Consider the following 26453-nt stretch of genomic DNA (forward strand, 5'->3'; position numbering starts at 1 on the left):
TTCATGGTGGCCTTGCACAGGGCGAATCAGGGCCATGGAAGTAAAAGCAGACAAGCGCCGGGCACTTATTGAATAATGATTATCGTTATCAATAACAGCAGAGAGAATCTCCATGAACAAGACGGCTACGCTGCTTCTGGCCTCCCTCCTGTCAGGCTGTGCAAGCCAGATTCCTGCTCAACAGCCGGTGGATGCCAGTGCCCTCGCACAGCAACACAGCCCGGTGGAAATGGATGCTCAGACCGCCGATAAATTGAAAGCACTGCTGAAGATCCAGCCTCCTCGGGGCTCTACCGACATAGGCCAGATGAACGACCTGATTTCCCGGGAGTTCCTGCACACGCCTTACGCGGCGAACCGGCTGCACGGCTCCGCAACCCTGGCCGAGAAGCTGGTGGTCGACTTCAGGGGCCTGGACTGCTTCACCTACCTGGATTACGTCGAGGCCTTGCGCCAGTCCAGCGACGAGGCCGGCTTCATCAACAATCTGGTGCAGATTCGCTACGTGAACGGCGATATCAACTTCCTCAACCGCCGCCACTTCTTCACCGATTGGGCCCATGCCGGGCAACCCATGGCCGAGGATGTGACCGCCCAGCTGAGTGCGAACGCGGTGACCGTGGGCAAGCGCCTCAATCAAAAGGCCGATGGCGGCCGCTACCTGCCCGGCCTGCCCGTGGCCGAACGCGACATCACCTACATTCCCAGCGCATTGATTGACCAGCATCTGCTCAGCCACCTGCGAACCGGCGACTACATCGGCATCTATACCCACCTCTCGGGCCTGGACGTCACCCATACCGGGCTGTTCATCCAGACGGCCCAGGGCCCGGTCCTGCGCAACGCCTCCTCGAAAAAGGACCAGGGCGCGGTGATCGACTCACCCTTCATGGAGTACGTTCACAACGTCCCGGGAATCGTGGTCCTGCGGGCCCGGCAAGACAGCCAGGCCGGCCAGGATGCCTCGGCCGCGAAGGCCGGCACCCAGGCGCAGCAGCATCAGGCTCGCTCGCCCGCACAAGGTTGATCGGCGCCGCCGCCCCAGGCCACGGCGGCGGCACGCTGATAGCAAATGGCCCAATAACGGCCCGGAAACGGCTTTTTATGACGAACGCCTCAAAGCAGTTGGCTTTGAGGCGTTTTTTTTGCAGCGATGGGCGGGCATACTAGGCCGTCCCTTTCCCTGGTGTCGCCCGCCTCTATGCTTCGCGCCCTGATTACCCTTGCTCTGATCTGCCTGCTCCAACCGGCTTTCGCCGACGAGCGCGCGCAAACCCAACAACAGTTGGACGCCACGCGTCAGGACATTGCCGAGCTGAAAAAGCTGCTGGGCAAGCTGCAGGAAGAGAAGTCCGGGGTGCAGAAAGAACTGCGCGGCACCGAAACCGAGATGGGCAAGCTGGAAAAGCAGGTCGAGGCCCTGCAAAAAGAGCTGAAAAAAAGCGAATCCGAGCTGCAGCGACTCGATGAGGAGAAAAAAAAACTCCAGAGCGCGCGCACTGAACAGCAGCGACTGATCGCCATCCAGGCCCGCGCGGCCTACCAGAACGGGCGCCAGGAATACCTCAAGCTGCTGCTCAACCAGCAGAACCCGGAAAAATTCGCCCGCACCCTGACCTATTACGACTACCTGAGCCAGGCACGCCTGGAGCAGTTGAAGAATTTCAACGAGACCCTGCGCCAGCTGGCCAATGTGGAAAAGGACATCTCCCTGCAGCAGGCCCAGTTGCTGGTGCAGAAAAGCAGCCTCGACACCCAGCGCGAAGAACTCGACAAGGTGCGCAAGGAGCGCCAGCTGGCCCTGGCCAAGCTGAACAACGATGTGAAGGCCCGTGACGACAAGCTCAAGGCCCGCGAACAGGACCAGGCCGACCTGGCCAAGGTCCTGAAAACCATCGAGGAAACCCTGGCACGCCAGGCTCGCGAGGCAGAAGAAGCGCGGCAGAAAGCGCTGATCGCCCAGCAGGAAGCCGAAAAAAAGCGCTTGCGTGAGGCTCAGGCCGACGCCAGCGATGAGCCGCGCAAACCCGCAAGATCAAGCCCTGGAGCCCTGGTTTCCAGCGCCGGCCCTTCCTATGGCGGGGCATTTGCTTCAGCCCGGGGAAAACTTCCATGGCCCGTTGATGGTCGACTACTGGCACGCTTTGGTGAAACCCGTGGCGACGACTCCCGCTCCAAGTGGGACGGCGTGATGATCAGCGCCGCCGCCGGCAGCCAGGTGCATGCCGTGCACGGTGGCCGGGTAGTGTTCGCCGACTGGCTGCGCGGCGCCGGCCTGCTGGTGATCCTCGATCACGGCAACGGTTACCTGAGCCTCTACGGACACAACCAGACGCTGCTCAAGGAAGCCGGCGACGTGGTCAAGGCCGGAGAGTCCATCTCCACCGTCGGTAATAGTGGCGGACAGGACACTCCTGCGCTGTACTTTGCAATTCGTCAGCAGGGCCGCCCCAGCGACCCGGCACAGTGGTGCCACGCGCAAGGATAAGCGCTGCATCTAAATTAGGAGTTCGTTCGACATGCTGCATTTGTCCCGCCTTACCTCGCTGGCCCTGACGATCGCCCTGGTGATCGGAGCGCCTCAGGCGTTTGCCGCCGAAACCGCTCAAGCAGCAACCGCCGCGACCACCAAGGCGCCCTTGCCGCTGGAAGAGCTGCGCACCTTCGCCGAGGTCATGGACCGCATCAAGGCCGCGTATGTCGAACCCGTAGACGACAAGACCCTGCTGGAGAATGCCATCAAGGGCATGCTCAGCAACCTCGACCCGCACTCTGCCTATCTGGGCCCGGAAGACTTCGCCGAACTGCAGGAAAGCACCAGCGGCGAATTCGGCGGCCTGGGCATCGAAGTCGGCGCCGAGGACGGCTTCATCAAGGTGGTCTCGCCCATCGACGACACTCCGGCATCCAAGGCCGGGATCCAGGCCGGCGACCTGATCGTCAAGATCAACGGCCAGCCGACCCGTGGCCAGACCATGACCGAAGCCGTGGACAAGATGCGCGGCAAGATCGGCCAGAAGATCACCCTGACCCTGGTGCGCGACGGCGGCACGCCGTTCGACGTGACCCTGGCCCGCGCCACCATCCAGGTGAAAAGCGTGAAGAGCCAGCTGCTGGAGTCGGGCTACGGCTACATCCGCATCACCCAGTTCCAGGTCAAGACCGGCGAGGAAGTCTCCAAGGCCCTGGCCAAGCTGCGCAAGGACAACGGCAAGAAGCTCAACGGCATCATCCTCGACCTGCGCAACAACCCGGGCGGCGTGCTGCAAGCCGCGGTGGAAGTGGTCGACCACTTCATCACCAAGGGCCTGATCGTCTACACCAAGGGCCGCATCGCCAACTCCGAGCTGCGCTTCTCCGCCACCGGCAAGGACGAAAGCGAAGCCGTGCCGATGGTGGTGCTGATCAACGGCGGCAGCGCCTCGGCTTCGGAGATCGTCGCCGGTGCCCTGCAGGATCAGAAGCGCGCAGTACTGATGGGCACTACCAGCTTCGGCAAGGGCTCGGTGCAGACCGTGCTGCCGCTGAACAACGACCGGGCGCTGAAGATCACCACCGCGCTGTACTTCACCCCCAACGGGCGTTCGATCCAGGCCCAGGGCATCGTTCCGGACATCGAAGTGCGCCGCGCCAAGATCACCAGCGAGTCCCAGGACGGCGAGTACTTCAAGGAAGCCGACCTGCAGGGTCACCTGGGCAATGGCAACGGCGGCGCCGACAAGCCCAGTGGTGCAGCGAGCAAGGCCAAGCCGATGCCGCAGGACGACGACTACCAGTTGGCCCAGGCCCTGAGCCTGCTCAAGGGGCTGAGCATCACCCGCGGCAAATGATTGAACCCTTCGCCGGCAAGCCGGCTCCTACAGGAGCCGGCTTGCGTAGGAGCTGGCTCGCCAGCGAAGCGCCCGCCAGGGTGCCCATTCCCCTAAAGGCCTGATCCCGATCCCCATGATTTCCCGCTGCTCACTGCTGTTGCGCTCGCTCCAGGCCCCGCTGCTCACCCTGCTGTGCCTCTTGCCCCTCGCGACCCAAGCCGCCGAACCCACAGCCGTCGCGCCCAAGGCCTACCTGAGCCTGATCATCGACGACCTGGGCCAGAACCTGCCCCGTGACCGCCGCGTACTGGCCCTGCCCGGCCCAGTCACCACGGCGATCATGCCCGACACGCCCCACGCTGCCGAATTCGCCCGCGAGGCCCATCGCGCCGGCAAGATCGTCATCCTGCACATGCCCATGGACCCGGCCACCGGGCCGTTTGCCTGGCACCCCGAGTTGCCCATCGAAGAGCTGCAAAAACGCCTGGACGCCGCCTTCCAGGCCGTGCCCTACACCAGCGGCATCAACAACCACATGGGCAGCCGCATGACCGCCCAACCCCAGGCCATGGCATGGCTGATGGCCGACTTGCAGCGGCGACACAAATTCTTCGTCGACAGCCGCACCAGCGCCCAGACGGTGGCCGCCGCCGAAGCGCAGAAGATCGGCCTGGCCAGTGTTTCCCGGGATGTGTTCCTGGATGACGAACGTACCGAGGCAGCAATTGCCCAACAGTTGCAGACAGCGATCAAGCTGGCGCGCAAACAGGGTTCGGCGGTGATGATCGGCCACCCTTATCCACAGACCCTGGCAGTGCTCGAGCGCGAACTGCCCAGGCTCAAGGCCCAGGGCATCGAGTGGATCGATATCAAGTCGATGATCAGCCTGCGCAGCAACAAGGCCATGGCCGGGCATGGCAAGAACGGGGTTTATCGCTAGAGGCCTTCGCCACAGGAACTGGCTTGCCAGCGAAGCGCCTACAGGTAACGCCCCATGATCTCCTCCACCAGCCCCTCTTGGCGCATCTGGTCCAGGGCCGCCTGGAGCTTGGCCACCACCTCATCGGAGACGTCCTTGTTCAGGGCCAGGTACAGCTCGGCGCTGTTGAAGCGCAGCACGGTCTTGAGGCCGCTGATGCCCTCCTGCTTGGCCAGATAGCGCCCGGCCGGGTCGCCGGTGGCCCAGAGGTCGATCTGCCCCGCCACCAGCTTCCTGGCGTTGTCCTGGTCACGCAGTACCACCTGGGGTGCCAGGCCCTGCTTGGTCAGGGTCTCGGCAATGGCATCGCCCTTGTAGGCGCCGATCTTGTACTTGCGCGCCTGCTCCAGGGATTCGAGGCTGATGGTGCTGCCGGCCTTGGCCAGCATGATCCAGTCATCCGGGCCGATGGGGCCGACCCACTTGAAGAGCGGCTCGCGGTCCGGCAGGCGCGCCATGACGAACACACCATAGCCCGGCTGCTCCAGCGCCATCTTGTAGATACGCTCCCAGGGGAAACGCAGGGTCAGGCTGTAATTGATTCCGGCGCGCTTGAACATTTCACGGACGATATCCACGGCGATGCCGTCGATATTCTCGCCCTGGGCGAAGTTCTTGCCGTTCTTGGCCATGTTGTAGGGAGGGAAGTTTTCCGTCAGCAACACCAGGGAGGTGTCGGCGGGTTCATCAGCGCGAGCGAGGCCGCAAAGAACAAGCGAAGCGCTGGCGACAACCACTAGAAGACGTTTGAACATGACGGGCTACCGGAATCCATGGCGTGCTCAAGAGTGCCGTGAGCCCGCCATGCTGTCCAGTGGCTATCGCACAACAATCCCGCGCTGGGCCATGTAGGCCTTGGCCTCGGGAACCGTGTACTCGCCGAAGTGGAAAATGCTCGCCGCCAGCACCGCGCTGGCGTGGCCTTCGATGATGCCGTCGGCCAGATGCTGGAGGTTGCCGACACCGCCGGAGGCGATCACCGGAATCCCCAGGGCATCGCTGATGGCCCGGGTCACGCCCAGGTCGAAGCCGTTTTTCATGCCGTCCTGATCCATGCTGGTGAGCAGGATCTCGCCGGCACCCAGGCCTTCCATCTTCTTCGCCCACTCCACCGCGTCCAGCCCGGTGGGCTTGCGCCCGCCATGGGTGAAGATTTCCCAGCGCGGGGTTTCACCCGGGCCGGAGACTTTCTTCGCGTCAATGGCGACCACGATGCACTGAGAACCAAAGTGCTGCGCCGCTTCGCCGACGAACTCGGGATTGAACACTGCTGCGGTGTTGATCGAAACCTTGTCCGCGCCGGCATTGAGCAGGTTGCGGATGTCCTGCACGGTGCGCACGCCACCGCCCACGGTCAGCGGGATGAACACCTGGCTGGCCATGCGCTCGACGGTATGGAGGGTGGTATCACGCCCATCGACGCTGGCGGTGATGTCGAGGAAAGTGATTTCGTCGGCACCCTGCTCGTCATAGCGACGGGCAATTTCCACCGGGTCACCGGCGTCGCGGATGTTCTCGAACTTGACGCCCTTGACCACCCGGCCGTTGTCCACGTCCAGGCAAGGGATGATGCGTTTGGCCAGTGCCATGGCGAATCCTCAGCCTTGGTACGAATCGCAGAAAGCCTGGGCTTCTGCAACATCGAGGGTGCCTTCATAGATCGCGCGGCCAGTAATGGCGCCGATGATTCCTGGCGCCTTGGCATCCAGCAGGGCCTTGATGTCGCCCAGGTTGTGGATACCGCCGGAAGCGATCACCGGGATCCGGGTAGCGGCCGCCAGGGCTGCGGTGAACGGCACGTTGCAGCCCTGCATCATGCCGTCTTTGGCGATGTCGGTATAAACGATGGCGGACACGCCGTCGGCTTCGAAACGCTTGGCCAGGTCGATCACTTGCACGCTGCTGACTTCAGCCCAGCCGTCGGTGGCGACGAAGCCATCCTTGGCGTCCAGGCCAACGATGACCTTGCCCGGAAAAGCGCGGCAAGCCTCGGCAACGAACTCCGGCTCCTTGACCGCCTTGGTGCCGATGATCACGTAGCTCACGCCAGCCTTGACGTAGTGCTCGATGGTTTCCAGGGAACGGATGCCGCCGCCGATCTGGATCGGCAGGTTCGGGTAGCGCTTGGCGATTGCGGTGACCACCTCGCCGTTGACCGGCTGGCCTTCGAAGGCACCGTTCAGGTCCACCAGATGCAAGCGCCGGCAACCCCCTTCAACCCATTTGGCGGCCATGCTCACCGGGTCATCGGAGAACACCGTGGAGTCTTCCATGCGGCCTTGGCGCAGACGCACACAGGCGCCGTCCTTGAGATCGATAGCGGGAATAATCAGCATCTGGCAAACCTTCAAGTTCGATTGTTCAGCTTCACTCGGAAATCAGTTTTTCTCGAGCGCCCACAGGTCGCTTTCGATGCTTTCGAACCTCTCCTTGAGGTGCGCCTGCACATCGAAAATCGCCCGGTTGTAATAGTGCGGAGCAATTTCGCGGGTAAACAGTTCAAGAACCTCCGCCGCTTCGAACGAGCCCAGCTCGAGCTCGAACCGATCCTCCAGGAAACGCTTGATCTTGTGCGTCGCCTCGCTCTCCTGTTCGGCAGTGAGGCTCAGGATCGGCGGCTTGGGTTTCTTGATCGCCATTTACCAGCGACCGTCCCAGGCGGCGAAATTCTGCAGCAGCTGCAGGCCGTGGGTATGGCTTTTCTCCGGGTGGAACTGCACGGCAAAACGCGAGCCGTCGGCCAGCGCCGCGGCGAAATCCACGCCATAGTGACCGCTGCCCACCACCTGCCGCGTGTTACCGGCATTGATGTAGTAGCTGTGCACGAAGTAGAAGCGCGCCAGGTCCGCAATGTTGTGCCATAGCGGGTGGTCCACCGCCTGCTTCACTTCGTTCCAGCCCATGTGCGGCACCTTCAGGTGCTCGCCATCCTCGATCAGGCCCTTGCCGAAGAACTTCACCTGGCCGGGAAACAGGCCGATGCAGTCCACGCCTTCGTTCTCTTCACTGTGGTCGAGCAGCGCCTGCATGCCCACGCAGATACCGAGGAACGGACGGTCCTGGCTGACCTCGCGCACCAGGGCATCGAAGCCCAGGCGGCGGATCTCGGCCATGCAGTCACGGATCGCGCCCACTCCGGGGAACACCACCCGGTCGGCCTCTCGAATCACGCTGGCATCGCTGGTGATCAGCACCTTGCCGGCGCCCACGTGCTCCAGGGCCTTGGCCACCGAGTGCAGGTTGCCCATGCCGTAGTCGATGACGGCGACGGTCTGCATTACAGCACGCCCTTGGTCGACGGCATCTGGCCGGCCATGCGCTCGTCCAGCTCCACCGCCATGCGCAGCGCGCGGCCGAAGGCCTTGAACACGGTCTCGATCTGGTGGTGAGTGTTGGTGCCGCGCAGGGTGTCGATGTGCAGGGTCACGTTGGCGTGGTTGACGAAGCCCTGGAAGAACTCCTGGAACAGGTCGACATCGAAACCACCGACGGTGGCGCGGGTGAACGGCACATGCATCTGCAGGCCAGGGCGGCCGGAGAAGTCGATCACCACGCGGGACAGGGCTTCATCCAGCGGCACATAGGCATGGCCGTAGCGACGGATGCCTTTCTTGTCGCCGATGGCCTTGCTGAACGCCTGGCCGAGGGTGATACCGACATCCTCCACGGTGTGGTGGTCGTCGATATGCAGGTCGCCCTTGCTTTCGATGTCCAGGTCGATCAGCCCGTGCCGGGCGATCTGGTCCAGCATGTGCTCAAGGAAGGGCACGCCGATATCGAATCGGGCCTTTCCGGTGCCATCCAGGTTGATCGAGGCTTTGATCTGGGTTTCCAGAGTGTCGCGCTCGACAGATGCCTTACGTTCGGCCATCACCAGCTCCGCAAAATCATTGGGCGAAAAAGGCGAATAGTATAGGCCCCACGGCGGCTAAACAGAAACACGATGGACAATATCCTGACGGGCGCCAGCCAATGGCTGCGGGGCTGTACCTGTCATGACAACTATAGAAAACGGCTTGCCGGTGAAGGCGCCAGGCCTGACAGGCCCTGGCACCTTGTTCGCCGGCCAGCGGGCTCCTGCGCAGGAGCTGGCTGGCCGGCGAAGCCCTTAATGGAACAGCACCGCGGTCTTCTGCAGGGTGACCCACACGCCCCACGCCAGGGGAATGCCCACGGCCAGCCAGGCAGCGATCACCAGCGGCAGGCTGGCGGATGAGGCCTTCCATTCCAGCACGACGCTGTTGTCGGCGCCCTTGTCATGGCCCAGGGCCTGCTCGGCCGCCAGTTGCTCGTCGGTCATGAAGTACTTGTCGGCCACCGGGCGCACCAGCAGGTTGCACAAAAAGCCCAGCACCAGCAGGCCGGCGAGGATGTACAGGGTGATGTCGTAAGCCGCAGCGCGCTCGACGCCGATGCTCAGCTGGTACTCGCGCAGGTAGTTCACCAGCACCGGGCCCAGCACGCCCGCCGCGGCCCAGGCGGTCAGCAGGCGACCATGGATAGCGCCCACCATCTGGGTGCCGAACAGGTCCGCCAGGTAGGCCGGCACCGTGGCGAAACCGCCGCCGTACATCGACAGGATGATGCAGAACGCCGCCACGAACAGGGCGATATTGCCCAGGTGGCCGAGGTTCGGGATCAGCGCATAAAGGGCAAAGCCCAGGGCAAAGAACACGAAATAGGTGTTCTTGCGGCCCAGGTAGTCGGAGAACGACGCCCAGAAGAACCGCCCGCCGATGTTGAACAGGCTCAGCAAACCGGTGAAGCCGGCGGCAATCGCGGCAATCTGCGCCAGTTGCCCGGCGTCCAGCTGGCTGAAGGTCAGGCCATTGCCCAGCAGCTTGCCGGCAAACACTTCCTGCAGCAGGGGCGAGGCCATGCCGAGGATGCCGATACCAGCCGAAACGTTGAGGCACAGCACCAGCCACACCAGGCGGAACTGCGGGGTCTTCCAGGCCACGTTCACGTGCACGTGGCGGTGGGTGATCATCGCATTGGCGGCTTTCTTCGCCGGTGCGGTCCAGCCCTCAGGCTTCCAGCCGGTAGGCGGAACCCGGTAGGCCAGGGCGCCACCGATCATGAACACGAAGTAGATGGCCGCCATCACCAGGAAGCTCTGCCACACGCCAACGCTGGTCGGCGTTGCAAAGTGGCCCATCAGGGCCGCCGCCAGGGGCGCACCGACCATGGCGCCGCCGCCAAAGCCCATGATCGCCATGCCGGTGGCCATGCCGCGCTTGTCCGGGAACCACTTGATCAGGGTCGACACCGGGGAGATATAGCCCAGGCCCAGGCCGATACCGCCGATGACCCCGGAGCCTATCCACATCAGCCAGATCTGGTGGGTGTAGATCCCCAGCGCCGAGATCAGCAGGCCGCCGCACCAGCACAGTGCCGAAACCACACCGGCCTTGCGCGGGCCGGCATGTTCCAGCCAGCCGCCCCAGATCGCCGCCGAGCACCCCAGGAAGATGAAGAACAGGGTGTAGATCCAGCCGAGCATGGAGATCGGCCAGTCACACTGGGACGAAAATATCTGCGCGATGAAGCCCATGCCGGGCTCGCAAGCCACGGGCGCACTGACGCCCAGGGCCTTGGACAGCGGCAGCCAGAACACCGAAAAGCCATAGGCCATGCCGATGCACAGGTGGATGGCCAGAGCGGCCGGTGGAACCAGCCAGCGGTTGAAACCGGGCTTGGCGATGATGCGTTCTTTGGACAAGAACGCTGGCTGAGCGGACGGACTGGCCGCCGCGTTGCTAGTGCTCATGGATGTTTCCCCCAATTATTAGAATTGTTCATCGGCCACTCTTCTGCGACGACCTTGGCACACCGGCGCGGTCGTTTTATTGAGTAAAGCTCCATTTGGTCAGACGCGACATTAAGTCGCACAAGGGCGAACGAACCGCGAGAGGTTACCATTTGCGACAAACTAAAAAACCAAACTGACATCACCTTTTTTCCCGCGACTGCTTTGCCCGCAGGCCAGGCCACTAGCAAAAAAATGGCCGTTACACCGAAAAAACCTCTAACTGCAATGGGTGACCAGTCGTCAGGTTCAGAGCGCTATACTCCCCCGCTAAATTTTGAATTCGACATACAAGGACTCGCCCATGAAAGCGTTCGGCAAAATCCTGGGTCTGGTAATTCTCGGGCTGTTGCTGATCATCGTGGCTCTGGGCTTCGCCCTGACCCACCTGTTTGATCCCAACGACTACAAAGACGAGATTCGCCAGATTGCCCGCGACAAGGCCCACATCGAGCTGACGCTCAATGGCGACATCGGCTGGAGCCTGTTCCCGTGGCTGGGCCTGGAACTGCACGATGCCGGCGTCGCCACCCTGGCCAACCCGACCCAACCTTTCGCCGACCTGCAGATGCTCGGCCTGTCGGTCCGGGTGTTGCCGCTGCTGCGCCGCGAAGTGCAGATGAGCGATGTGCGTGTCGAAGGCCTGAACCTGCGCCTGACCCGCAACAAGGACGGCCACGGCAACTGGCAGGACATTGGCAAGGCCGCACCGACCGACAAGCAGGCCGAGACTCCGGCCGCCAGCACCGGCGAAGCCAGCCAACCACCAGCCGGCGCGGACAAACCCGCGCAGCCGATCCGCCTGGACATCGACAGCCTGACCGTGAACAACGCCCGGGTTGAGTACAACGATGAACAGACCGACAAGCAGTTCACCGCCGAAAGCATCCAGCTGAGTACCGGGCCGATTCACGAAGCCACCAACACCCCGGTCAAGCTCACGGCCTTCCTCGCCAGCAGCCAACCCGCAGTGCGCGTGCGCACCGAACTCAATGGCGAACTGCGCTTCGACCGCGCCCTGAAGCGCTACCAGTTCGAAGACATGCGCCTGTCCGGCGAAGCCGCCGGCGACCCGTTGCAAGGCAAGACCCTGACCTTCGCAGCCCAGGGCCAGCTGCTGCTGGACCAGGCCGCCAACGTTGCCCAGTGGACCGGCCTGAAGGTCTCCCTCAATCAGTTGCGCGCCCTGGGTGAGCTCAAGGTCAACGACCTGGACAAGACCCCGCAGATCAGCGGCGGCATCTCCATTGCCCAGTTCGACCTGGCGAGATTCGTCGACAGCATCGGCCAGACCCTGCCCGCCATGGGTGAAGGCAGCCTGAGCAAGGTCGAGCTGGTCAGCCGCCTGCAAGGCACGCCCACCAGCCTGGCCCTGGAAGACCTGAACCTGAAGCTCGACGACAGCACCTTCAGCGGCCGCCTGGCCATCGAGGACTTCGACAAGCAATCCCTGCGCGCCCAGCTCAAGGCCGACACCTTCAATGTCGACCGCTACCTGCCGCCCAAGTCCGCCGAAGCCAACAGCGCGGCATCGGCACGCAAGGCCGAAGTGCAGAGCAGCGAAGCCGATGCCATGGCCGGAGCCGGCAGCACCCCGCTGCCCAACGCACCGACCAAGGGCGCCTGGAGCACTGACCGCCTGCTGCCGGTGGAGCGCCTGAGCAAACTCGACGTCGATGCCGACCTGAACTTCGGCCAACTGACCCTGGACAAGCTGCCGATCCAGAATGCCGCACTCAAGGCCTCCGGCCAGGGTGGCCTGCTCAAGCTTTCCAGCCTGCGCGGCGAGCTGTACAACGGCAGCTTCGATGCCAGCGGCAACCTCGATGTGCGCCAGAGCACACCGCAGTTGAGCTTGCAGACCAAGATCAACCGGGTGCCGGTGGAACGCATCCTCGAAAGCCAGGGCCAGAATCCTCCGGTCAAGGGCCTGGTGACCCTGAACAGCAACCTCAGCGGCAGCGGCAACAGCCAGAAGGCACTGATCGACAGCCTCAACGGCACCGCCAGCTTCGTCATCAACAACGGCGTGCTGCTCAACGCCAATATCGAACAGCAGCTGTGCCAGGGCATCGCCGTGCTCAACCGCAAGAACCTCAGCAGCACGCCACGGGGCAAGGACACGCCCTTCCAGGAGCTCAAGGGCAACCTGACGCTGCGCAATGGCGTGGCCAGCAACCCGGACCTGAAAGTGCGCATCCCCGGCATGACGGTGAACGGCAACGGCGACATCGACCTGCGAGTGCTGGGCATGGACTACCGGGTCGGCATCATTGTCGAAGGCGACCTGCGGGATAACCCGGACCCGGCCTGCCAGGTGGGCGAGCGCTTTACCGGCATCGAGCTGCCGCTGCGCTGCCGCGGCCCGCTGGAGCTGGGGGCCAAGGCCTGCCGCCTGGACAAGGACGGCCTGGGCCAGGTAGCAGCCAAGCTGGCCGGTGACCGCCTGCAGCAAAAGATCGACGAGAAACTGGGGGACAAGGTCAGCCCGGAACTGAAGAACGCGCTCAAGGGGCTGTTCAAGCGATGAGAGCCGAGGCGTTTTCAACGGCGGTGCTGGACTGGTACGACCGCCACGGCCGCCATGACCTGCCCTGGCAGCAGGACATCAACCCGTATCGGGTGTGGGTCTCGGAGATCATGCTGCAACAGACCCAGGTCAGCACCGTGCTCAACTACTTCGACCGCTTCATGGCCTCGCTGCCCACGGTGCAGGCCCTGGCCGAAGCCCCGGAAGACGAAGTGCTGCACCTGTGGACCGGCCTGGGCTACTACACCCGGGCGCGCAACCTGCAGAAGACCGCGAAGATCGTCATGGCCGAATACGGCGGCGAGTTCCCCCGGGACGTGGAAAAGCTCACCGAGCTGCCGGGCATCGGCCTGTCCACCGCCGGCGCCATCGCCAGCATCAGCATGGCCCTGCGGGCGCCGATCCTCGACGGCAACGTCAAGCGGGTGCTGGCACGCTTCACCGCCCAGGAGGGCTACCCCGGGGAGCCCAAGGTGGCCAGGCAGTTGTGGGCCGCCGCCGAGCGCTTCACCCCCCACAGCCGGGTCAACCACTACACCCAGGCGATGATGGACCTGGGGGCGACGCTCTGCACCCGGAGCAAGCCCAGCTGCCTGTTGTGCCCCCTGGAGCGCGGCTGCGAAGCCCACATGCTCGGCCTGGAAACCCGCTACCCGATTCCCAAGCCACGCAAGGAAGTGCCTCAGAAGCGCACCCTGATGCCGATGCTGGCCAACCGCGAAGGCGCCATCCTGCTTTACCGGCGGCCCTCCAGCGGCCTCTGGGGCGGGTTGTGGAGCCTGCCGGAGCTGGATGGCCTGGACGACATCCAGCACCTGGCCCTGCAGCACTCCCTGGAACTGGGCCAGCAACAGCAGATGCCCGGGCTGGTGCACACCTTCAGCCACTTCCAGCTGGCCATCGAACCCTGGCTGATCCGGGTCGAAGAGTCGGCCCTGCACGTCGCCGAGGCCGACTGGCTCTGGTATAACCTCGCCACCCCGCCGCGCCTGGGCCTTGCCGCCCCGGTGAAAACACTGCTCAAACGCGCGGCCGAAGTCTTGAATGCAGGAGAGTCGTCATGACCCGCACCGTAATGTGCCGCAAGTACCAGGAAGAACTGCCGGGCCTGGAGCGCCCTCCCTACCCGGGGGCCAAGGGCCAGGATATTTTCGATCACGTCTCGGCCAAGGCCTGGGCCGACTGGCAGAAACACCAGACCCTGCTGATCAACGAAAAGCGCCTGAACATGATGAATGCCGACGATCGCAAATATCTGCAGGGCGAGATGGACAAGTTTTTCTCCGGCGAGGAATACGCCAAGGCCGACGGCTACGTGCCGCCGGCTGAGTAAAGCTGTTGAAAATCGGGGGTGGAACGTAAGCGACGGTAATAATTAAACATTTTTTTCAAAACTTGCTTGACGCCCCCCTGAAAAACCCGTTTAATGCGCCCCGTTGCCCAGATAGCTCAGTCGGTAGAGCAGGGGATTGAAAATCCCCGTGTCGGCGGTTCGATTCCGTCTCTGGGCACCACCTTCAGCTTTCAGGTGGTGTATGCATCACGTGAAAGCAACCAGAAAACCCGCCTAGTGCGGGTTTTTTGTTGCCTGAGATTTGGCCCTTCCCCGTATAACCTGCACCGCCAAGAGTGTTGCACCCCGGCAGAGATACCCCGCCCCCCATGACCCGACTCAAGTCGTGGCTTGCCGGCACTCTCTCAGTTTGCCAACCCTTCAGGCTGCCCCCCCCTGTGGGGACTTAAGGGCTGCGTCAGGCCAGTTTGAAGGCAGCCCGAATCCTATCGATCCTGGCTGCCTTCACTCATTATCTGCCTGCGCCGATCAGCGGCCCCGTCTACAGCCTCCATCGCCTGCCCCTGGGCCACATCGAGCAAGGCCACGCCATCACCGAGCAGCAACGAGGCGATGTCGGCGATCTGGAACAGATCGCTGGCGTCGGCAGCTTGCGCGGTCATGCAGGACAGGCTGTTCACCAGCTTGTGGAGGACGCGTATGCGCTGATCGGCGCAGGCCAGAAGATCGAACAGCGGCACGCGGGGTAGGAAACGGTCACAAGATCCGGCCACGCCGAAGCGTGCCCGCGTACAGCTGCCATAACGCATAGACAGCAAACAACACCCAAAGCGCTGGGTGCTTCTTATGATCAGGTTCCTACACCCGGCCGCTGATTTGGCAGCGACCCGCAAAAACCCTGAATCACTCGATTCAGGACTTTTCATGCGTGCAATTGGCCATTGCCCAGACTCAGCACCGGGCAACATTCCAGCCCTCTCTCAGTAACCGTTATTCCAGTGGACGTTGAGATCACGCATGGTCGCCACGCCCATGTCGACCATGCTGCGCTGTTCCAGCCCTTTGCGGGTGGTGATGACCTGGTATCTGCCGGCCGGCAACTGCACAAAGACGATCGGGCCCACTCCGCTCAGGCTCAACAGCTGATGCCCTTGCGGGTTCTGGATCAGCACATCGACATCCGAGGTGTATTCATTCCCCGAGCCGACGGAAAAGGTCATGTGCAGGTTGTAACCCTTGGCCTGCTGAATGGCCCGCGACTCGTCCAGGCCGATGCCGCCGCTGACATAGGAAATGCCGTTCTGTTGCAGCGGCTCCAATTGCACGCCAGCCGGGTCGATCGGCTCATTGCTGGTGGAGGCGGAGCGCACGCTCACTGGTGCGGCCAATAGCAGCACCGCGATGACACCTGACAGGACACTCATAGAAAAGGACTTCATGATGACCACTCCCGGGTTCGTCTCGAACCACTGAATGGGACGCCACCGTCAGGCCTCTGGCCCCGGGACGGCAGCGCCCGGGTCTCCCCTGCTTCATCTTGAATGGCCAGGCCATGTCTCAGGCCAGAAGCCGAATGAAAACCCTCGCTCGCCTTGTGCAACCAGGCTCGCCCATAGCTCCTGCTATTGAGTGTAAAACCTGACACAGGGCGGTTTAGATCGATTCGGCGTGAGGCCTTTAACCAAAGGTACCTAGGCTAGGGGACCAGCCCCTCGGCTCGGAGCCTGCGCCGCCTGCCAATGCCTCATCTCCTCGGCGATGAAGTGCTGCACCAGATCGCTGTACATCTTCTCGATGGCATCCGGGTTCAGGCCTTCGGCCGCCGCCCAATCGCGACGAGTGGCCAACATGGCTTTGAAACGCTCCTCGGCGCGCACGGTGGCCGCCGAGGTCTTGAATTTCGATGCCGCCAGTACGTACTGGAAGCGCGCGCCGAGCAAGGCGATGACCGCTCGATCCAGGGCATCGATTTCCCGGCGGATATCGTCCATGCCCTGGCATTGTTCCGGGCTCATCTGGTTCTTCACTTCCATGCTCAAGGCTCCATCGACGAATAGGGATACCCGGGCTCGACCGGGCCCGGATTATTCCCATGGGCCCGCCTGGGAGTAAAGTTGCAGGCATCCGCCCATCCGGGCGCAAAGGAACTGCTCTCGTGAACCAGAAACGAACCCGAGTCCGCCTGCCCCATCCCCAGCCCGGCAAGACCCGCAGCGGGGCCTGGTTTTTTTTGCTGATCGGCAGCGTGCTGCTGGCACTGACTGCGCTGCTGGGCTGGACCCTGGTAAGCGCGCTGCTGGACGGGCAGATCGTCACCAGCAACCGTGCCGGGCCGAAGCTCGCCTACAGCCAGGCGTTGCAGCCCACCCAGTTTTATATCGAGCTGCTCTGGCAGGGCACCAGCACCCTGTTGCTGGGTGCCCTGGCAGTTGCCGCGCTGTGGATCGCCCGGGTATTAATGGGCGCACAAAAAAATCGTCGCTGAACGCCAGGGGTCGCTCCGGCCCGTTACAGCCGCCAAGGAACAACCGCCCATGTCCCTGCTGTCCTCGCCCGACCTGCCTGCCGCCCGCCCCGCCACTGCCGAGCCGGCGCCCGGCCCCAGTGAACGCTTCAGCGAAGTGGCGGCGGACGGTTTCCGCCTTGGCGGCTTCAGCTGGCGCCACGCGCAAGCCGATCCGGCGCGCGCAGTGGTGATCATCAACGCCGCGACCTCGGTGCGCTGCCGCTATTACTTTCGCTTCGCCGACTACCTGTTCGCCAACGGCTTCGACGTGATGACCTACGACTACCGCGGCATCGGCGAGTCGCGCCCGGCCTCGCTCAAGGGGCTCAAGGCATCCTGGTCGGATTGGGGCGCGCTGGATTTCGAAGCCATGCTGCAACGCGCCCGGCGCGAGTTTCCCGGGCAACCGATCGACGTGGTGGGCCACAGCTTCGGCGGCTGCGCCCTGGGCCTGGCGGCCTCCGCCGGGGTGATCCGCCGCGCGGCCACCATGGGGGCGCAGTTCGCCTACTGGCGCGACTACGTGCCCGCCCAGCGCTGGCGCATGCTGGGCAAGTGGCATGTGCTGATGCCCCTGCTGACCCGCCTGTACGGCTACTTCCCCGGCAAGCGCCTGGGCTGGATGGAAGACACCCCCGCCGGGGTGGTCCGCGACTGGGCCACCCCGCACCCACGCTACGAAGGCCGCCCCAGCGGCCGCAGGCTGGCCGCAGAGCGCAGTGGGCAGCCCTTCGCCCAGGTCAGCGCCCCGATCCTCGCCATCAGCGTCAGCGACGACCCCTTTGGCACCGTGGCAGCCATCGAGCGGCTACTGGGCTACTTCGACAACAGCACGCGCACCCATTGGCGCATTCGCCCCGAGGACATCGGTGAGGTCGAGATCGGCCACTTCGCCTTCTTCCACAGCCGCTTCGAAAGCCGGCTCTGGCCGCTGCTGCTGCACTGGCTGCAGCACGCAAGCCCGGCCCCGAACAGCCCGGGGCAAGAGCTGACGCCGGGGCGCTGATCAGGCAAAGGCGTTGATGAACCAGGTGATCAGCGGGATCGCCACGATGTCGATCAATACCGCACCGCACAGCGGCACGATGATGAAGGCCTTGTAGGAAAAGACCTTGTAGTGATCACAGATCGCGCCCATGTTGGCCACCGCATTGGGCGTGGCCCCCAGGCCGTGGCCCATGAAGCCGGCACACAACACCGCCGCGTCGTAGTTGCCGCCAAACAGGCGGAACAGCAGGAACACGCACAGCAGCACCATCACCAGCACCTGCACCACCAGGATCACCAGCAGCGGCAGGCCGAGCTGTTCCAGTTCCCAGAACTTCAGGCTCATCATGGCCATGGTCAGGAACACCCCCAGGCATACGTCGCCCAGGGTGCTCACGGCGCTGTCGGGGATGTCGATGATCCGCGCCCGGTCATTGAGATTGCGCAGGATGATCGCCACGAACATCGCCCCCACGTAGCTTGGCAGGACGATGCCCAGGTGCTCGTTCAGCGCGCTGCCGATCCAGAAACCCAGCACCATGATCAGCAGAATGCAGGTCAGCAGGCGCAGCAGGGTCGGCGCATCCAAAGGCGCCACCGAACCCTGGGCAGCGTTTTCCAGGTGCTGCAGGGTACTGACCTGATCGGCCTGGATCTGCAGGCGGTTGCGCTCGATCAGCCAGCGCGCCAGCGGGCTGCCCAGCAAGCCGCCGGCAACCATGCCGAAGGTGGCCGAGGCCAGGGCCGCCGTGGTGGCCCCCACCGCCCCGAGGTTTTCCGCGATCGGGCCAAAGGCCGCCGCCGCACCAAAGCCACCCTCCAGGGACACCGCACCGGCCATGATGCCCAGCAGCGGGTCGATGCCCAGCGCCTTGGCGGCACCGACCCCCACCAGGTTCTGCAGCAGCGCCAGGGACCAGCAGGCCCCCAGGTAGACGAACAGGATCTTGCCGCCACGACGCAGCAGGCCGAGGCTGCCCCCCAGGCCCACCGTGGTGAAGAACGCCACCATCAAGGGCGTCTGGATCGCGGTGTCGAGCTTGATCGCCAGCAGTTGCTGATCGCGCAGCAGCCAGACGATCAGGGCAAAGCCGAAACCGCCGATCACCGGCGCCGGGACACAGAGCTGGGTCAGCCAGCGGCTGCGTTTCTTCAGCTGGGCTCCCACCCCCAGCAGGATCAGGGCCAGCGCCAGGGTGGTCAGCGCGTCCAATTCAAAAGTCGGCATGGCAAACATCTCTTCTTGTCATTGTGGTGTTGCGCGGCGAGGGGCATGCCCCTCAGTGAATCAGGCTGGCCAGCAGACGCGCGGCCACGCGGGCGGTGCGCTGGTCCTGGTCGAGCCCGGGATTGAGTTCGGCAAAGTCGGCCACGCGCAATTTGCCGCTGGCCCGCGCACGGCGTACCAGGTGCTCGACCACCTGCACATCCACCCCGTGGGCCGAGGGCGCGCTGACGCCGGGAGCCTGGCTGGCTGGCAGCACATCCAGGCACAGGGTCATGTAGAGCACGTCGATACCGTCGAGAAAAGCGTCCAGGCAGGCCTCGACTGCCGGCAGGTTCCAGCCCTGCATCTGCCGGTCCAGCAGGTAGCGCACATCGAGCTCCCGGGCTTGCTCGAACAGCGCCTGGGTGTTGCTCAACTCGCTGACCCCCAGGCAGCAATACTCGAAAGGCATGCCGGCCTGCCGGCAGTACTCGGCGATCTGCCGGAACGGCGTGCCCGAACTGCTTTGCGGCGCATGGCGCAGATCGAAGTGAGCATCGAAATTGAGAATGCCGATGCGCGGGCAGGGCTGTTGGCGGCGCAGGTGATCGGCCAGGCCACTGAAGCTGGCAAAGGCGATTTCATGACCACCGCCCAGCCCCAGGGCCAGGTGCCCCTGTTCGAGCAACAGGCCGAGGCGCTCGGCGTAGCGCTGCTGGGCGCTTTCCAGGTGGTGGTCGGTGCAGGTCACGTCCCCTGCGTCGTACAGCGGGCCGGTGCCGTGCCAGGCCAGGTTGGCCAGGGCCGCGCGCAAGGCTGCCGGGCCCTGGCTGGCACCGGTGCGCCCCTGGTTGCGCTTGACCCCCTCGTCACAGGCCAGCCCGAGCAAGGCGATACCCGCCGGCTGCTGTTCGGCCCAGGGCTGCACCCACTGGTGCCAGCGCCGGGCGGCAAGGCCTTCGGCCAGGTCGATACGACCCTGCCACAGGTGCATGGGGGCGGTGCTGATCATGGTCTTGCTCCAGTCAATTCAATCCAGTCGGGCGCTCAGGCGCTGGGCCGCTTCGCGGGTCCAGCGGATCAGCCGCTCACTGCGCTGTTCGGCGCGGAACGCCGGGGCCATGAGGCTGATGGCGCCTTGCAAGCGGTCACGGCTGTCCAGCAAGGGCGCGCTGACACCCCAGATGCCCAGATCGATCTCGCTCAGGCTCACCGCATGCCCGGCGGCGCGAATGGCCCCGTAGCTGTCCAGGTGCGCGGCGAAATCCGCCTCCTCAACGCCCTGCTGGCGCAGGATCGACAAGCACAGCTCAGGCTCCATGTAGGCCAGCAACACCTTGGCCGAGGCGCCCAGCAGCAGCGGCTGCGCCAGGCCTTTCTGGTAGCAGCAGCGCAAGGGCTGCGGGCTGTCCACCAGCTCGATGCAGATCGCCTGCCCGTTGCTTGGCACCATCAGCGCGACGCTTTCCTGGCTGAGTTCGGCCAGACGGTTGAGCTCCGGCTTGGCCAGGGTCACCAGCAGGCCTTCGCGGTCGAACTTCTTCGCCAGTTGCAGGCAAGCGGGCCCTGGCAGGTAACGGCCCTGGCCATTGTCCTGGGCCAGCCCCCAGCGCAGCAGGGTCTTGAGGTGGCGATAGGTGCTGCTCAGGGGCTGCTGCAGGTTCAGCGACAGCTCCTTGGCAGACATGGCCTCCGGGGATTGCCCCAGGGCCACGAGTATTTGCAGCAGACGGTCAGTGGGCGTGTGGTAGTGCATAGCGGCCTCTTGCAGCCATGGTGCATGGAGTTTCCCGGCAAATGAAATCAGATTCCCAGGCAGTGGGAAAAGGCTGCAAAAAACCTTTGGCACAGGTGCTGCGCCGCAATGGACCTCGGCCCATGCAGGATCGTCGGTACCCGCCTTGAGGCCTTGGCGGGTGCCAGCGCAGCGATTTGCTGGCATCCTTTCCCGCCTGACCGGCCGTTCGCCCCGAATCCGCGAGCGCCGCCCCTTTGCGCAACAAGGTAAGACGCCCATGGCATCGATCGACAAACAACACAAACGTGCCGCCCGGGCAAAGGCCAAGGCCAAGCAGAACCGCGCCAAGCGCACTGCACCGACCTCGGAGCTGGAACTGGACCCCAACGACAGCCGCATCGACTTCGAATCGGTGGACCTGACCGAGCTGTTCGTGAAGATGCGCGACGCCGAGAAAACCAGCCAGCAGGCGCTGTGCACGGCCTTCCTCTCGGACCCGCTGCTGGAACTGGTCTATGAGCAGGAGGGCGAACAGGGCGCCACGGACTTCATCCTTGCGGCGCTGATCGAATACCGTAACTGGTCCACCGAGGCCGACGAGGCCACGGCCCTGGCCTGGATCGAGTCCGAGGCCTTCCAGGCCGACTACATGGCCGCATCCCAGGCACTGTTCAGCGCCGAAGGCTGAGTTTCTTCCGGGCATGAAAAAAGGGCGCATTCAGCAATGAATGCGCCCTTTTCCGTTTCAGCTAAACAGCCTGGCGTGATGCTCAGGCAGCTTCCAGCCGAGGGATTTCCATGCCGATGCGCGAGCTGGCGAAGTTCAGGTCGCCGCTGGCGATGGACTGGGCCTTGAAGCCTGCGCCGATCAGGTCGCGTACATACAGCTTGTTGTAGATGAACATGAACACCAGGTTGCTCAGGCCGAAGGTGAACATGGCCAGCAGGAACATGATGGCGGCCCATTTCCAGTCGGCGCGGAACAGTGCCGGGATGAAGCCGAAGAAGAACACGGTCCAGGAGAAACCGACTGGCGCTTCCTTGATGGCTCCGGTGTTCGGGTTTTTGAAGATGATTTTAGTGAACGCCATGCGCGTCTCCTTGCCGCCCTTTCTTTAAGGGACCAATGGCCGGGCGATCACCATTGAACCCTGAATGCTCGTTCTTCGAGCCGGGACTGTCAGGCAGGCGCTGACACTCAGGAACCATGGCGGCTACGCAGGGAACAAGGGACAGAGGCAGAAGGCGGATTCAGGGCCCCGACAAGCATTCAATCCCTTGCAATACAGCGCTATTCCATAGCTCCTCTCACGCTGGCACGCAAGAGCTCTTATCGAAGAGCGCGCAGGCTACTATTTCGCCAGCGGGCTGTCCATGAAACGCCATGTAACAAGTCACAAATCCAGCAAAAAGGCCACCGTCAATGCTGACGGCAGCCTTTTTTGCCTTTCAGAACGCCAAACTCTCAGAGCCGGCGTCCCCTGCCGGGGCCTTCTTCAGTGCCTGGTGGTACTGCTCGGCGCTGATTTCGCTGAGTGTCGCGTAGCCGTCGTACTGATAAAAACGCTGTTTGTCGCGAGCATAGCGGTCCGCGACAAACTCCAGGCTGGCCAGGTCGATGCGCTTGGCACTCACCGGCCGCCGGCCACAGAACAGCTTGCGCGTGCCCAATTGCAGAAAGTCCGGATGAGGAACCATCACCTCCTCCGGGCTGAATTCCACCTCCAGCGGTTTGCCGGCAGCAAACATCAGTGTCGCGGTGAAGGCGTAGCTGCCCATGACGCGAGTGTGCGCCGGGTCGAGGGGCTTCTTTCTTGCGCCGTAGTAATACACCGCCCCCTTGTCCCGGGCCCAGCCATGCCCGCATGACTCGAAGCTGGCCAGATCCGCTTTGGCCATAGGCTCGGGCACCTGATAAAAGACACTGTGGCAAAAAACCCTCTGGCCATCGGTCAGGTACGGGCCGCCCAGGGCACGGTAATGATCGGCGCAGGCCGAAGAGAATCGCTCCGGCACCCGGGTCTCGGCGCGATGAAAGGGGATCAGATACAAGCCATTGGCGTCGCCACACAGGTGTGTGTCCAGCAGCTTGAAACTACCGGCATCCAGACCATTGATGGGGCGGCCATGGAAGTGCACCTGGCTCCCCAGCTCGAACCCGGAGCCGATGGAACGCAAGGCCTGGGCTGTTGACGCCGATGGTGCCTGCAAGCGATGCCACCAATAATCTTGCAACTGCGGATGCGCCTCGAAGTACGCCGACCACTCTTGCAGCATGGCGTCATCGATCACCCCATCCGAACCGAGCGGGCCGTGCCTGTCACCCACCAGCAACGGCGAATAGTTGCCTTCGCCACGCTCCAGCTGGGCCACCACAAAACTCTCTACATCCACGTCCAGCGGCTTGCTGCGCCGGTAGACGCGATGCCGGTCAGCGTAGTAGTCGAATCCCAGGTGACGGAAACTCGGGCCATCGGCACCACGCAGGCGGGTGCCATTGCAGTAGACGAACTGATCGTCCACGGCAAAGTACGGGTCCGCCGCTTCACTCTGGCTCAAGATCCGGCCACCGGCATCGAACACCGACTGAACACGGTTCAGCAGGCGGAAGTCACCGACATAGCGCAGGGTTTTTCCGGTCAGGTAATAAGCCCGCCGTGCGTCCTTGGCGTAGCGCTCGTTGAGCACGCTGAAAGTCGCCAGATCGACGTTGTCGATGCGGTAGAAATACTCATAGGCGATGCTCGAGCCCTGCTGCGCCTGGACGATCACCGAATGCCCATCCGTACCCCAGCGCCAGGCCAACATCTGGAAGCCATCCGGATTGGCAATCGGCAACGGCGAACCGTCCTTCTGATGCAGCACAACGCCGCCCCGGCAGACCTGGCCGCTGATCACTTGATAAGCCGGATGGTTGGTACCGCGTACCTGCTGCTCCGCGCTGGCGATCGCCCGGGCGCCAAGGAAGACCTTGTCCCCATCACTGAACAGCACCGACCCCGCAGGCCAGTTTTCTGGCACCGGGTGCACAAGCGCCAGGCGCTCAGGCTGCGCGCCGTCGATCACCTCCTGCCCGTAGTCATGACAGAAGTAGGCACGGCACTGATCACGCCAATGGTCATGGCCCAGGCTCTGCAAGCCCCGACACACACGCACCGGCAAGGCTTGCAACGGGTGGTAGCCATAACGCGCGAAGTAACGGGGCAACGCATAATAATCGGCCCGCACATCACGCAGCAGGTGCCGATGAACACGATGTCGCCAGAGCGGCTCGCCCTCTACCAGGGGGGAAGCCGGGAATTGCTCGGTCGCGGCCTGGCAAGCCTGCTCAGCCGGGGTCCGCCCTTCACGCTGCAGCATGAGGTACACGTCCCGGGCTCGCTCCTCCACCAACAGGGCCCCTTCCACGAAGGCGAACCCTTGATGCCATTCGAGGTCGAGCAGTTCCCACTCGGCATCATCCATATCCAGGTCTTTCATCGCTGCATCCCAAGCTAACCGAGTGGCGGATTATCAGCAGGCGCCCCGGGTGGGTAAAGCGCCCCGTCGCCAGGCCACGAGCGAGCCTCTGCCCGCCACCAGCAGCCCCCCCCAAGTTGCATCCGGACATGAAAAAGGCCGCGGTCATTTCTGAGCGCGGCCTTTTCATAAAGAGCGGAGCAAACCGTCAGTTCAGTGCCAGGGCACCATTGCGCTCGGCCTTGCGCCGACGGGCCACCATCAGGCCGGCAGCGATGACGATGACACTCAGCAGGCCAGTGGCGAGGATCTCCACCCGGTGCTCTTCCTGGAACAGCATGATGCCCAGCACCGCGACGATGAACACGATCACAGCGTAAGTCAGGCCCGGGAAGAGCCACATGCGGAAGGCGATCTTCTCGCCGGCAGCCATGCGCTTGTGGCGCATGCGCAGTTGCGAGACGGCAATCACCAGGTACACCAGCAAGGCGATGGCGCCGGAGCTGGCCAGGAGGAATTCGAACACCGCCGCCGGAGCGACATAGTTGGCGAACACCGCGAGGAAGGCCGCAGCGGTGGACAGGATCACCGCCCAGTAAGGCGTGCCGCTGGCGTTGGTGCGCTTGGCGGCGGCCGGGGCATCGCCACGCTTGCCCAGGGAGAACAGCATGCGCGAGGCAGTGTAGAGCGCCGAGTTCAGGCAACTGGTCACGGCCACCAGCACCACCAGGTCAACGATCAGCTTGGCATTGGGGATGCCCATGCGGTCGAGCACGGTCTGGTAGGAGCCGACCTGGGCCAGGCTCGGGTCGTTCCACGGCACCAGGGCCACAACGATAAAGATCGATACCAGGTAGAACAGGCCGATCCGCCAGATCACCGAATTGGTGGCCTTGGAGATCTGCTTGCCCGGGTTGTGGGATTCCGCCGCGGCGATGGTGACGATCTCGGTGCCCATGAAGGAGAACATGGTGGTCAGCATGGCGGCCAGTACCGCGCCCATGCCGTTGGGCATGAAGCCCTGGGTGTCCACCAGATGCGATACGCCGCTGACCTGGCTGTTGGGGAGCAGGCCGCAGATGGCGGCGAGGCCGAGGATCACGAAGCCGATGATGGCTACCACCTTGATCAGGGCGAACCAGAACTCGAACTCACCGTAGTTCTTCACGCTGAACAGGTTGGTGGCGGTCAGCAGCAGGGTGATCACCAGAGTGAAGACCCAGATCGCCACGTTGGGGAACCAGGCATGCAGGATGGTCGCGGCAGCGTTGGCTTCCAGGGGAATCACCAGCACCCAGAACCACCAGTACAGCCAACCGATGGTGAAACCGGCCCAGTGGCCGATGGCGCGGTCCGCGTAGGTGGAGAACGATCCGGTGTCCGGCGAAGCCACGGCCATTTCCGCCAGCATGCGCATCACCAGCACCACCAGGGTGCCGGCGGCGGCATAGGCCAGCAGCACGGCGGGGCCGGCTTCGGCAATGGCGTGGCCGGAGCCGACGAAGAGGCCTGCGCCGATCACGCCGGCAATCGACAGCATGGTCACATGCCGCGGTTTGAGCCCCTGTTCGAGGTCATTGGAGAGTTGCGTACCGCTCATGAAAAGCACCTTTGCAACGAAAAAAGAGTAACTCCACCCGGTCTGCATTCGTTCTCGTAAAAAGAATCCAACAGGGCGTTCTTTATATCGCACGCAAGAATTGCGCCAAAATGTTACAGAACCCCGGGCAACAAGGGTTGGCGAGCCGACCGATGGAAATCCCAAGTCATTGAGAACAATGGCATTTCGCCATTTCGTTACCGGCCGACTCACTTGCAGGACGAAATGACGCACCAAAAACACACCCGAAAAGCAGCCGATGAGCGATTAGAGTGCAGATCCATGACCTTTGGCCCGTTAACCCTTCCAACACCCGGCCAAAGCTGGCACCATCGCGCCTTTTTTTACGCGACACCTACCGGATTTCAGGCGGATCCAGGGTTCAAACAGGCGTTCGGTTGTTGATGGGGCGACAGTCTTCTGTGCTGATGCGACAACCTGCCACACACCGTCTGTTTACCTCCGGTAGCGCTGTTGGCTGCGCTTGGAACCCTATGCTAGCTTGGCGCCTCGCCAGGAAGGCCGCCCAACA

Annotated in this window: 26 protein-coding genes and 1 tRNA gene; 11 read left to right on the forward strand and 16 right to left on the reverse strand. The window is 63.3% G+C overall.

What is annotated here, in order from left to right:
- Positions 1 to 112 precede the first annotated feature (112 nt).
- The 4 genes from ACUXVH_RS05795 to ACUXVH_RS05810 all read left to right on the forward strand — a co-directional run bounded on the left by ACUXVH_RS05795 (position 113) and on the right by ACUXVH_RS05810 (position 4752).
- Positions 113 to 1027 carry a DUF1460 domain-containing protein gene (locus ACUXVH_RS05795; protein WP_065364823.1) on the forward strand — a complete coding sequence of 305 codons (915 nt, stop codon included), beginning with the start codon at positions 113 to 115 and terminating at the stop codon, positions 1025 to 1027.
- A gap of 174 nt (positions 1028 to 1201) precedes the next feature.
- Positions 1202 to 2488, forward strand: a complete 1287-nt coding sequence (locus ACUXVH_RS05800) for a murein hydrolase activator EnvC family protein (protein WP_019093876.1) — start codon at positions 1202 to 1204, stop codon at positions 2486 to 2488.
- A gap of 31 nt (positions 2489 to 2519) precedes the next feature.
- The gene (locus ACUXVH_RS05805) at positions 2520 to 3830 is read left to right on the forward strand and encodes a S41 family peptidase (protein ID WP_011058743.1); all 1311 of its coding nucleotides are present in this window, start codon (positions 2520 to 2522) and stop codon (positions 3828 to 3830) included.
- Between the two features lie 115 nt (positions 3831 to 3945).
- Positions 3946 to 4752 carry a divergent polysaccharide deacetylase family protein gene (locus ACUXVH_RS05810; protein ID WP_065364822.1) on the forward strand — a complete coding sequence of 269 codons (807 nt, stop codon included), beginning with the start codon at positions 3946 to 3948 and terminating at the stop codon, positions 4750 to 4752.
- A 38-nt stretch (positions 4753 to 4790) separates the two neighbouring features.
- Here ACUXVH_RS05810 and ACUXVH_RS05815 read toward each other — a convergent pair whose 3' ends face one another.
- From ACUXVH_RS05815 to ACUXVH_RS05845, 7 genes are all read right to left on the reverse strand, one after another.
- A complete protein-coding gene (locus ACUXVH_RS05815; RefSeq protein WP_053155988.1) occupies positions 4791 to 5546 on the reverse strand; it encodes a substrate-binding periplasmic protein in 756 nt (251 codons plus the stop codon).
- 63 nt (positions 5547 to 5609) lie between these two features.
- A complete protein-coding gene (gene hisF, locus ACUXVH_RS05820; RefSeq protein WP_015633827.1) occupies positions 5610 to 6380 on the reverse strand; it encodes an imidazole glycerol phosphate synthase subunit HisF in 771 nt (256 codons plus the stop codon).
- A gap of 9 nt (positions 6381 to 6389) precedes the next feature.
- Positions 6390 to 7127: a 1-(5-phosphoribosyl)-5-[(5-phosphoribosylamino)methylideneamino]imidazole-4-carboxamide isomerase gene (gene hisA, locus ACUXVH_RS05825; RefSeq protein WP_011058739.1), complete on the reverse strand. Its 738-nt coding sequence runs from the start codon at positions 7125 to 7127 to the stop codon at positions 6390 to 6392.
- Between the two features lie 42 nt (positions 7128 to 7169).
- The gene (locus ACUXVH_RS05830; RefSeq protein ID WP_011058738.1) at positions 7170 to 7430 is read right to left on the reverse strand and encodes a DUF2164 domain-containing protein; all 261 of its coding nucleotides are present in this window, start codon (positions 7428 to 7430) and stop codon (positions 7170 to 7172) included.
- Positions 7431 to 8069: an imidazole glycerol phosphate synthase subunit HisH gene (gene hisH / locus ACUXVH_RS05835; RefSeq protein WP_011058737.1), complete on the reverse strand. Its 639-nt coding sequence runs from the start codon at positions 8067 to 8069 to the stop codon at positions 7431 to 7433.
- Positions 8069 to 8662: an imidazoleglycerol-phosphate dehydratase HisB gene (gene hisB, locus ACUXVH_RS05840; protein WP_011058736.1), complete on the reverse strand. Its 594-nt coding sequence runs from the start codon at positions 8660 to 8662 to the stop codon at positions 8069 to 8071. The genes hisH and hisB overlap by 1 nt, the downstream gene beginning before the upstream one ends.
- Positions 8663 to 8899: 237 nt before the next feature.
- Entirely contained in the window at positions 8900 to 10561 is a 1662-nt protein-coding gene (locus tag ACUXVH_RS05845; protein WP_011058735.1) for an OFA family MFS transporter, read from the reverse strand.
- A 343-nt stretch (positions 10562 to 10904) separates the two neighbouring features.
- Here ACUXVH_RS05845 and ACUXVH_RS05850 point away from each other — a divergent pair, with 343 nt between their 5' ends.
- The 4 genes from ACUXVH_RS05850 to ACUXVH_RS05865 all read left to right on the forward strand — a co-directional run bounded on the left by ACUXVH_RS05850 (position 10905) and on the right by ACUXVH_RS05865 (position 14644).
- On the forward strand, positions 10905 to 13130 hold the full coding sequence (locus ACUXVH_RS05850; protein WP_015633825.1) for an AsmA family protein: 2226 nt from the start codon (positions 10905 to 10907) through the stop codon (positions 13128 to 13130).
- Positions 13127 to 14194, forward strand: coding sequence for an A/G-specific adenine glycosylase (mutY, locus tag ACUXVH_RS05855; protein WP_065364821.1), 1068 nt, complete (start codon positions 13127 to 13129; stop codon positions 14192 to 14194). The genes ACUXVH_RS05850 and mutY overlap by 4 nt, the downstream gene beginning before the upstream one ends.
- A complete protein-coding gene (locus tag ACUXVH_RS05860) occupies positions 14191 to 14463 on the forward strand; it encodes an oxidative damage protection protein (RefSeq protein ID WP_011058732.1) in 273 nt (90 codons plus the stop codon). The genes mutY and ACUXVH_RS05860 overlap by 4 nt, the downstream gene beginning before the upstream one ends.
- A gap of 105 nt (positions 14464 to 14568) precedes the next feature.
- Positions 14569 to 14644, forward strand: a tRNA-Phe gene (locus ACUXVH_RS05865).
- A 265-nt stretch (positions 14645 to 14909) separates the two neighbouring features.
- On the opposite strand, the gene ACUXVH_RS05870 is transcribed toward ACUXVH_RS05865, so the two are convergent.
- The 3 genes from ACUXVH_RS05870 to ACUXVH_RS05880 form a co-directional block, all read right to left on the reverse strand.
- The gene (locus ACUXVH_RS05870; RefSeq protein ID WP_019093884.1) at positions 14910 to 15233 is read right to left on the reverse strand and encodes a hypothetical protein; all 324 of its coding nucleotides are present in this window, start codon (positions 15231 to 15233) and stop codon (positions 14910 to 14912) included.
- Between the two features lie 171 nt (positions 15234 to 15404).
- On the reverse strand, positions 15405 to 15863 hold the full coding sequence (locus ACUXVH_RS05875) for a hypothetical protein (protein WP_019093885.1): 459 nt from the start codon (positions 15861 to 15863) through the stop codon (positions 15405 to 15407).
- Positions 15864 to 16115: 252 nt separating this feature from the next.
- Entirely contained in the window at positions 16116 to 16457 is a 342-nt protein-coding gene (locus ACUXVH_RS05880) for an isochorismate lyase (protein WP_065364820.1), read from the reverse strand.
- Positions 16458 to 16579: 122 nt separating this feature from the next.
- On the opposite strand from ACUXVH_RS05880, the gene ACUXVH_RS05885 reads away from it, so the two are divergent.
- On the forward strand, positions 16580 to 16909 hold the full coding sequence (locus ACUXVH_RS05885; protein ID WP_065364819.1) for a hypothetical protein: 330 nt from the start codon (positions 16580 to 16582) through the stop codon (positions 16907 to 16909).
- 49 nt (positions 16910 to 16958) lie between these two features.
- A complete protein-coding gene (locus tag ACUXVH_RS05890) occupies positions 16959 to 17936 on the forward strand; it encodes an alpha/beta hydrolase family protein (RefSeq protein ID WP_041115266.1) in 978 nt (325 codons plus the stop codon).
- Here ACUXVH_RS05890 and gltS read toward each other — a convergent pair whose 3' ends face one another.
- From gltS to ACUXVH_RS05905, 3 genes are read right to left on the reverse strand one after another with little or no spacing between them, the layout of a single operon-like run.
- On the reverse strand, positions 17937 to 19145 hold the full coding sequence (gene gltS / locus ACUXVH_RS05895; protein ID WP_065364941.1) for a sodium/glutamate symporter: 1209 nt from the start codon (positions 19143 to 19145) through the stop codon (positions 17937 to 17939). It abuts the gene before it with no gap.
- Positions 19146 to 19197: 52 nt separating this feature from the next.
- Positions 19198 to 20136 carry a formimidoylglutamase gene (hutG, locus tag ACUXVH_RS05900; RefSeq protein WP_065364818.1) on the reverse strand — a complete coding sequence of 313 codons (939 nt, stop codon included), beginning with the start codon at positions 20134 to 20136 and terminating at the stop codon, positions 19198 to 19200.
- Positions 20137 to 20154: 18 nt separating this feature from the next.
- Complete coding sequence (locus ACUXVH_RS05905) at positions 20155 to 20880, reverse strand: IclR family transcriptional regulator (protein ID WP_019093890.1); 726 nt, start codon at positions 20878 to 20880, stop codon at positions 20155 to 20157.
- A gap of 259 nt (positions 20881 to 21139) precedes the next feature.
- Between ACUXVH_RS05905 and ACUXVH_RS05910 the strand changes: the two genes are divergently transcribed.
- The gene (locus ACUXVH_RS05910) at positions 21140 to 21550 is read left to right on the forward strand and encodes a hypothetical protein (RefSeq protein WP_041115261.1); all 411 of its coding nucleotides are present in this window, start codon (positions 21140 to 21142) and stop codon (positions 21548 to 21550) included.
- A gap of 82 nt (positions 21551 to 21632) precedes the next feature.
- On the opposite strand, the gene ACUXVH_RS05915 is transcribed toward ACUXVH_RS05910, so the two are convergent.
- The 3 genes from ACUXVH_RS05915 to gabP form a co-directional block, all read right to left on the reverse strand.
- A complete protein-coding gene (locus ACUXVH_RS05915; protein WP_011058722.1) occupies positions 21633 to 21953 on the reverse strand; it encodes a hypothetical protein in 321 nt (106 codons plus the stop codon).
- A gap of 358 nt (positions 21954 to 22311) precedes the next feature.
- Positions 22312 to 24342, reverse strand: coding sequence for a DKNYY domain-containing protein (locus tag ACUXVH_RS05920; protein WP_065364817.1), 2031 nt, complete (start codon positions 24340 to 24342; stop codon positions 22312 to 22314).
- Positions 24343 to 24529: 187 nt separating this feature from the next.
- Positions 24530 to 25921 (reverse strand): GABA permease, encoded by a 1392-nt coding sequence (gene gabP, locus ACUXVH_RS05925; RefSeq protein WP_011058720.1) that lies wholly within the window; start codon positions 25919 to 25921, stop codon positions 24530 to 24532.
- Positions 25922 to 26453 lie beyond the last annotated feature (532 nt).

This window comes from Pseudomonas sp. 8(2025) (genome assembly GCF_052665325.1).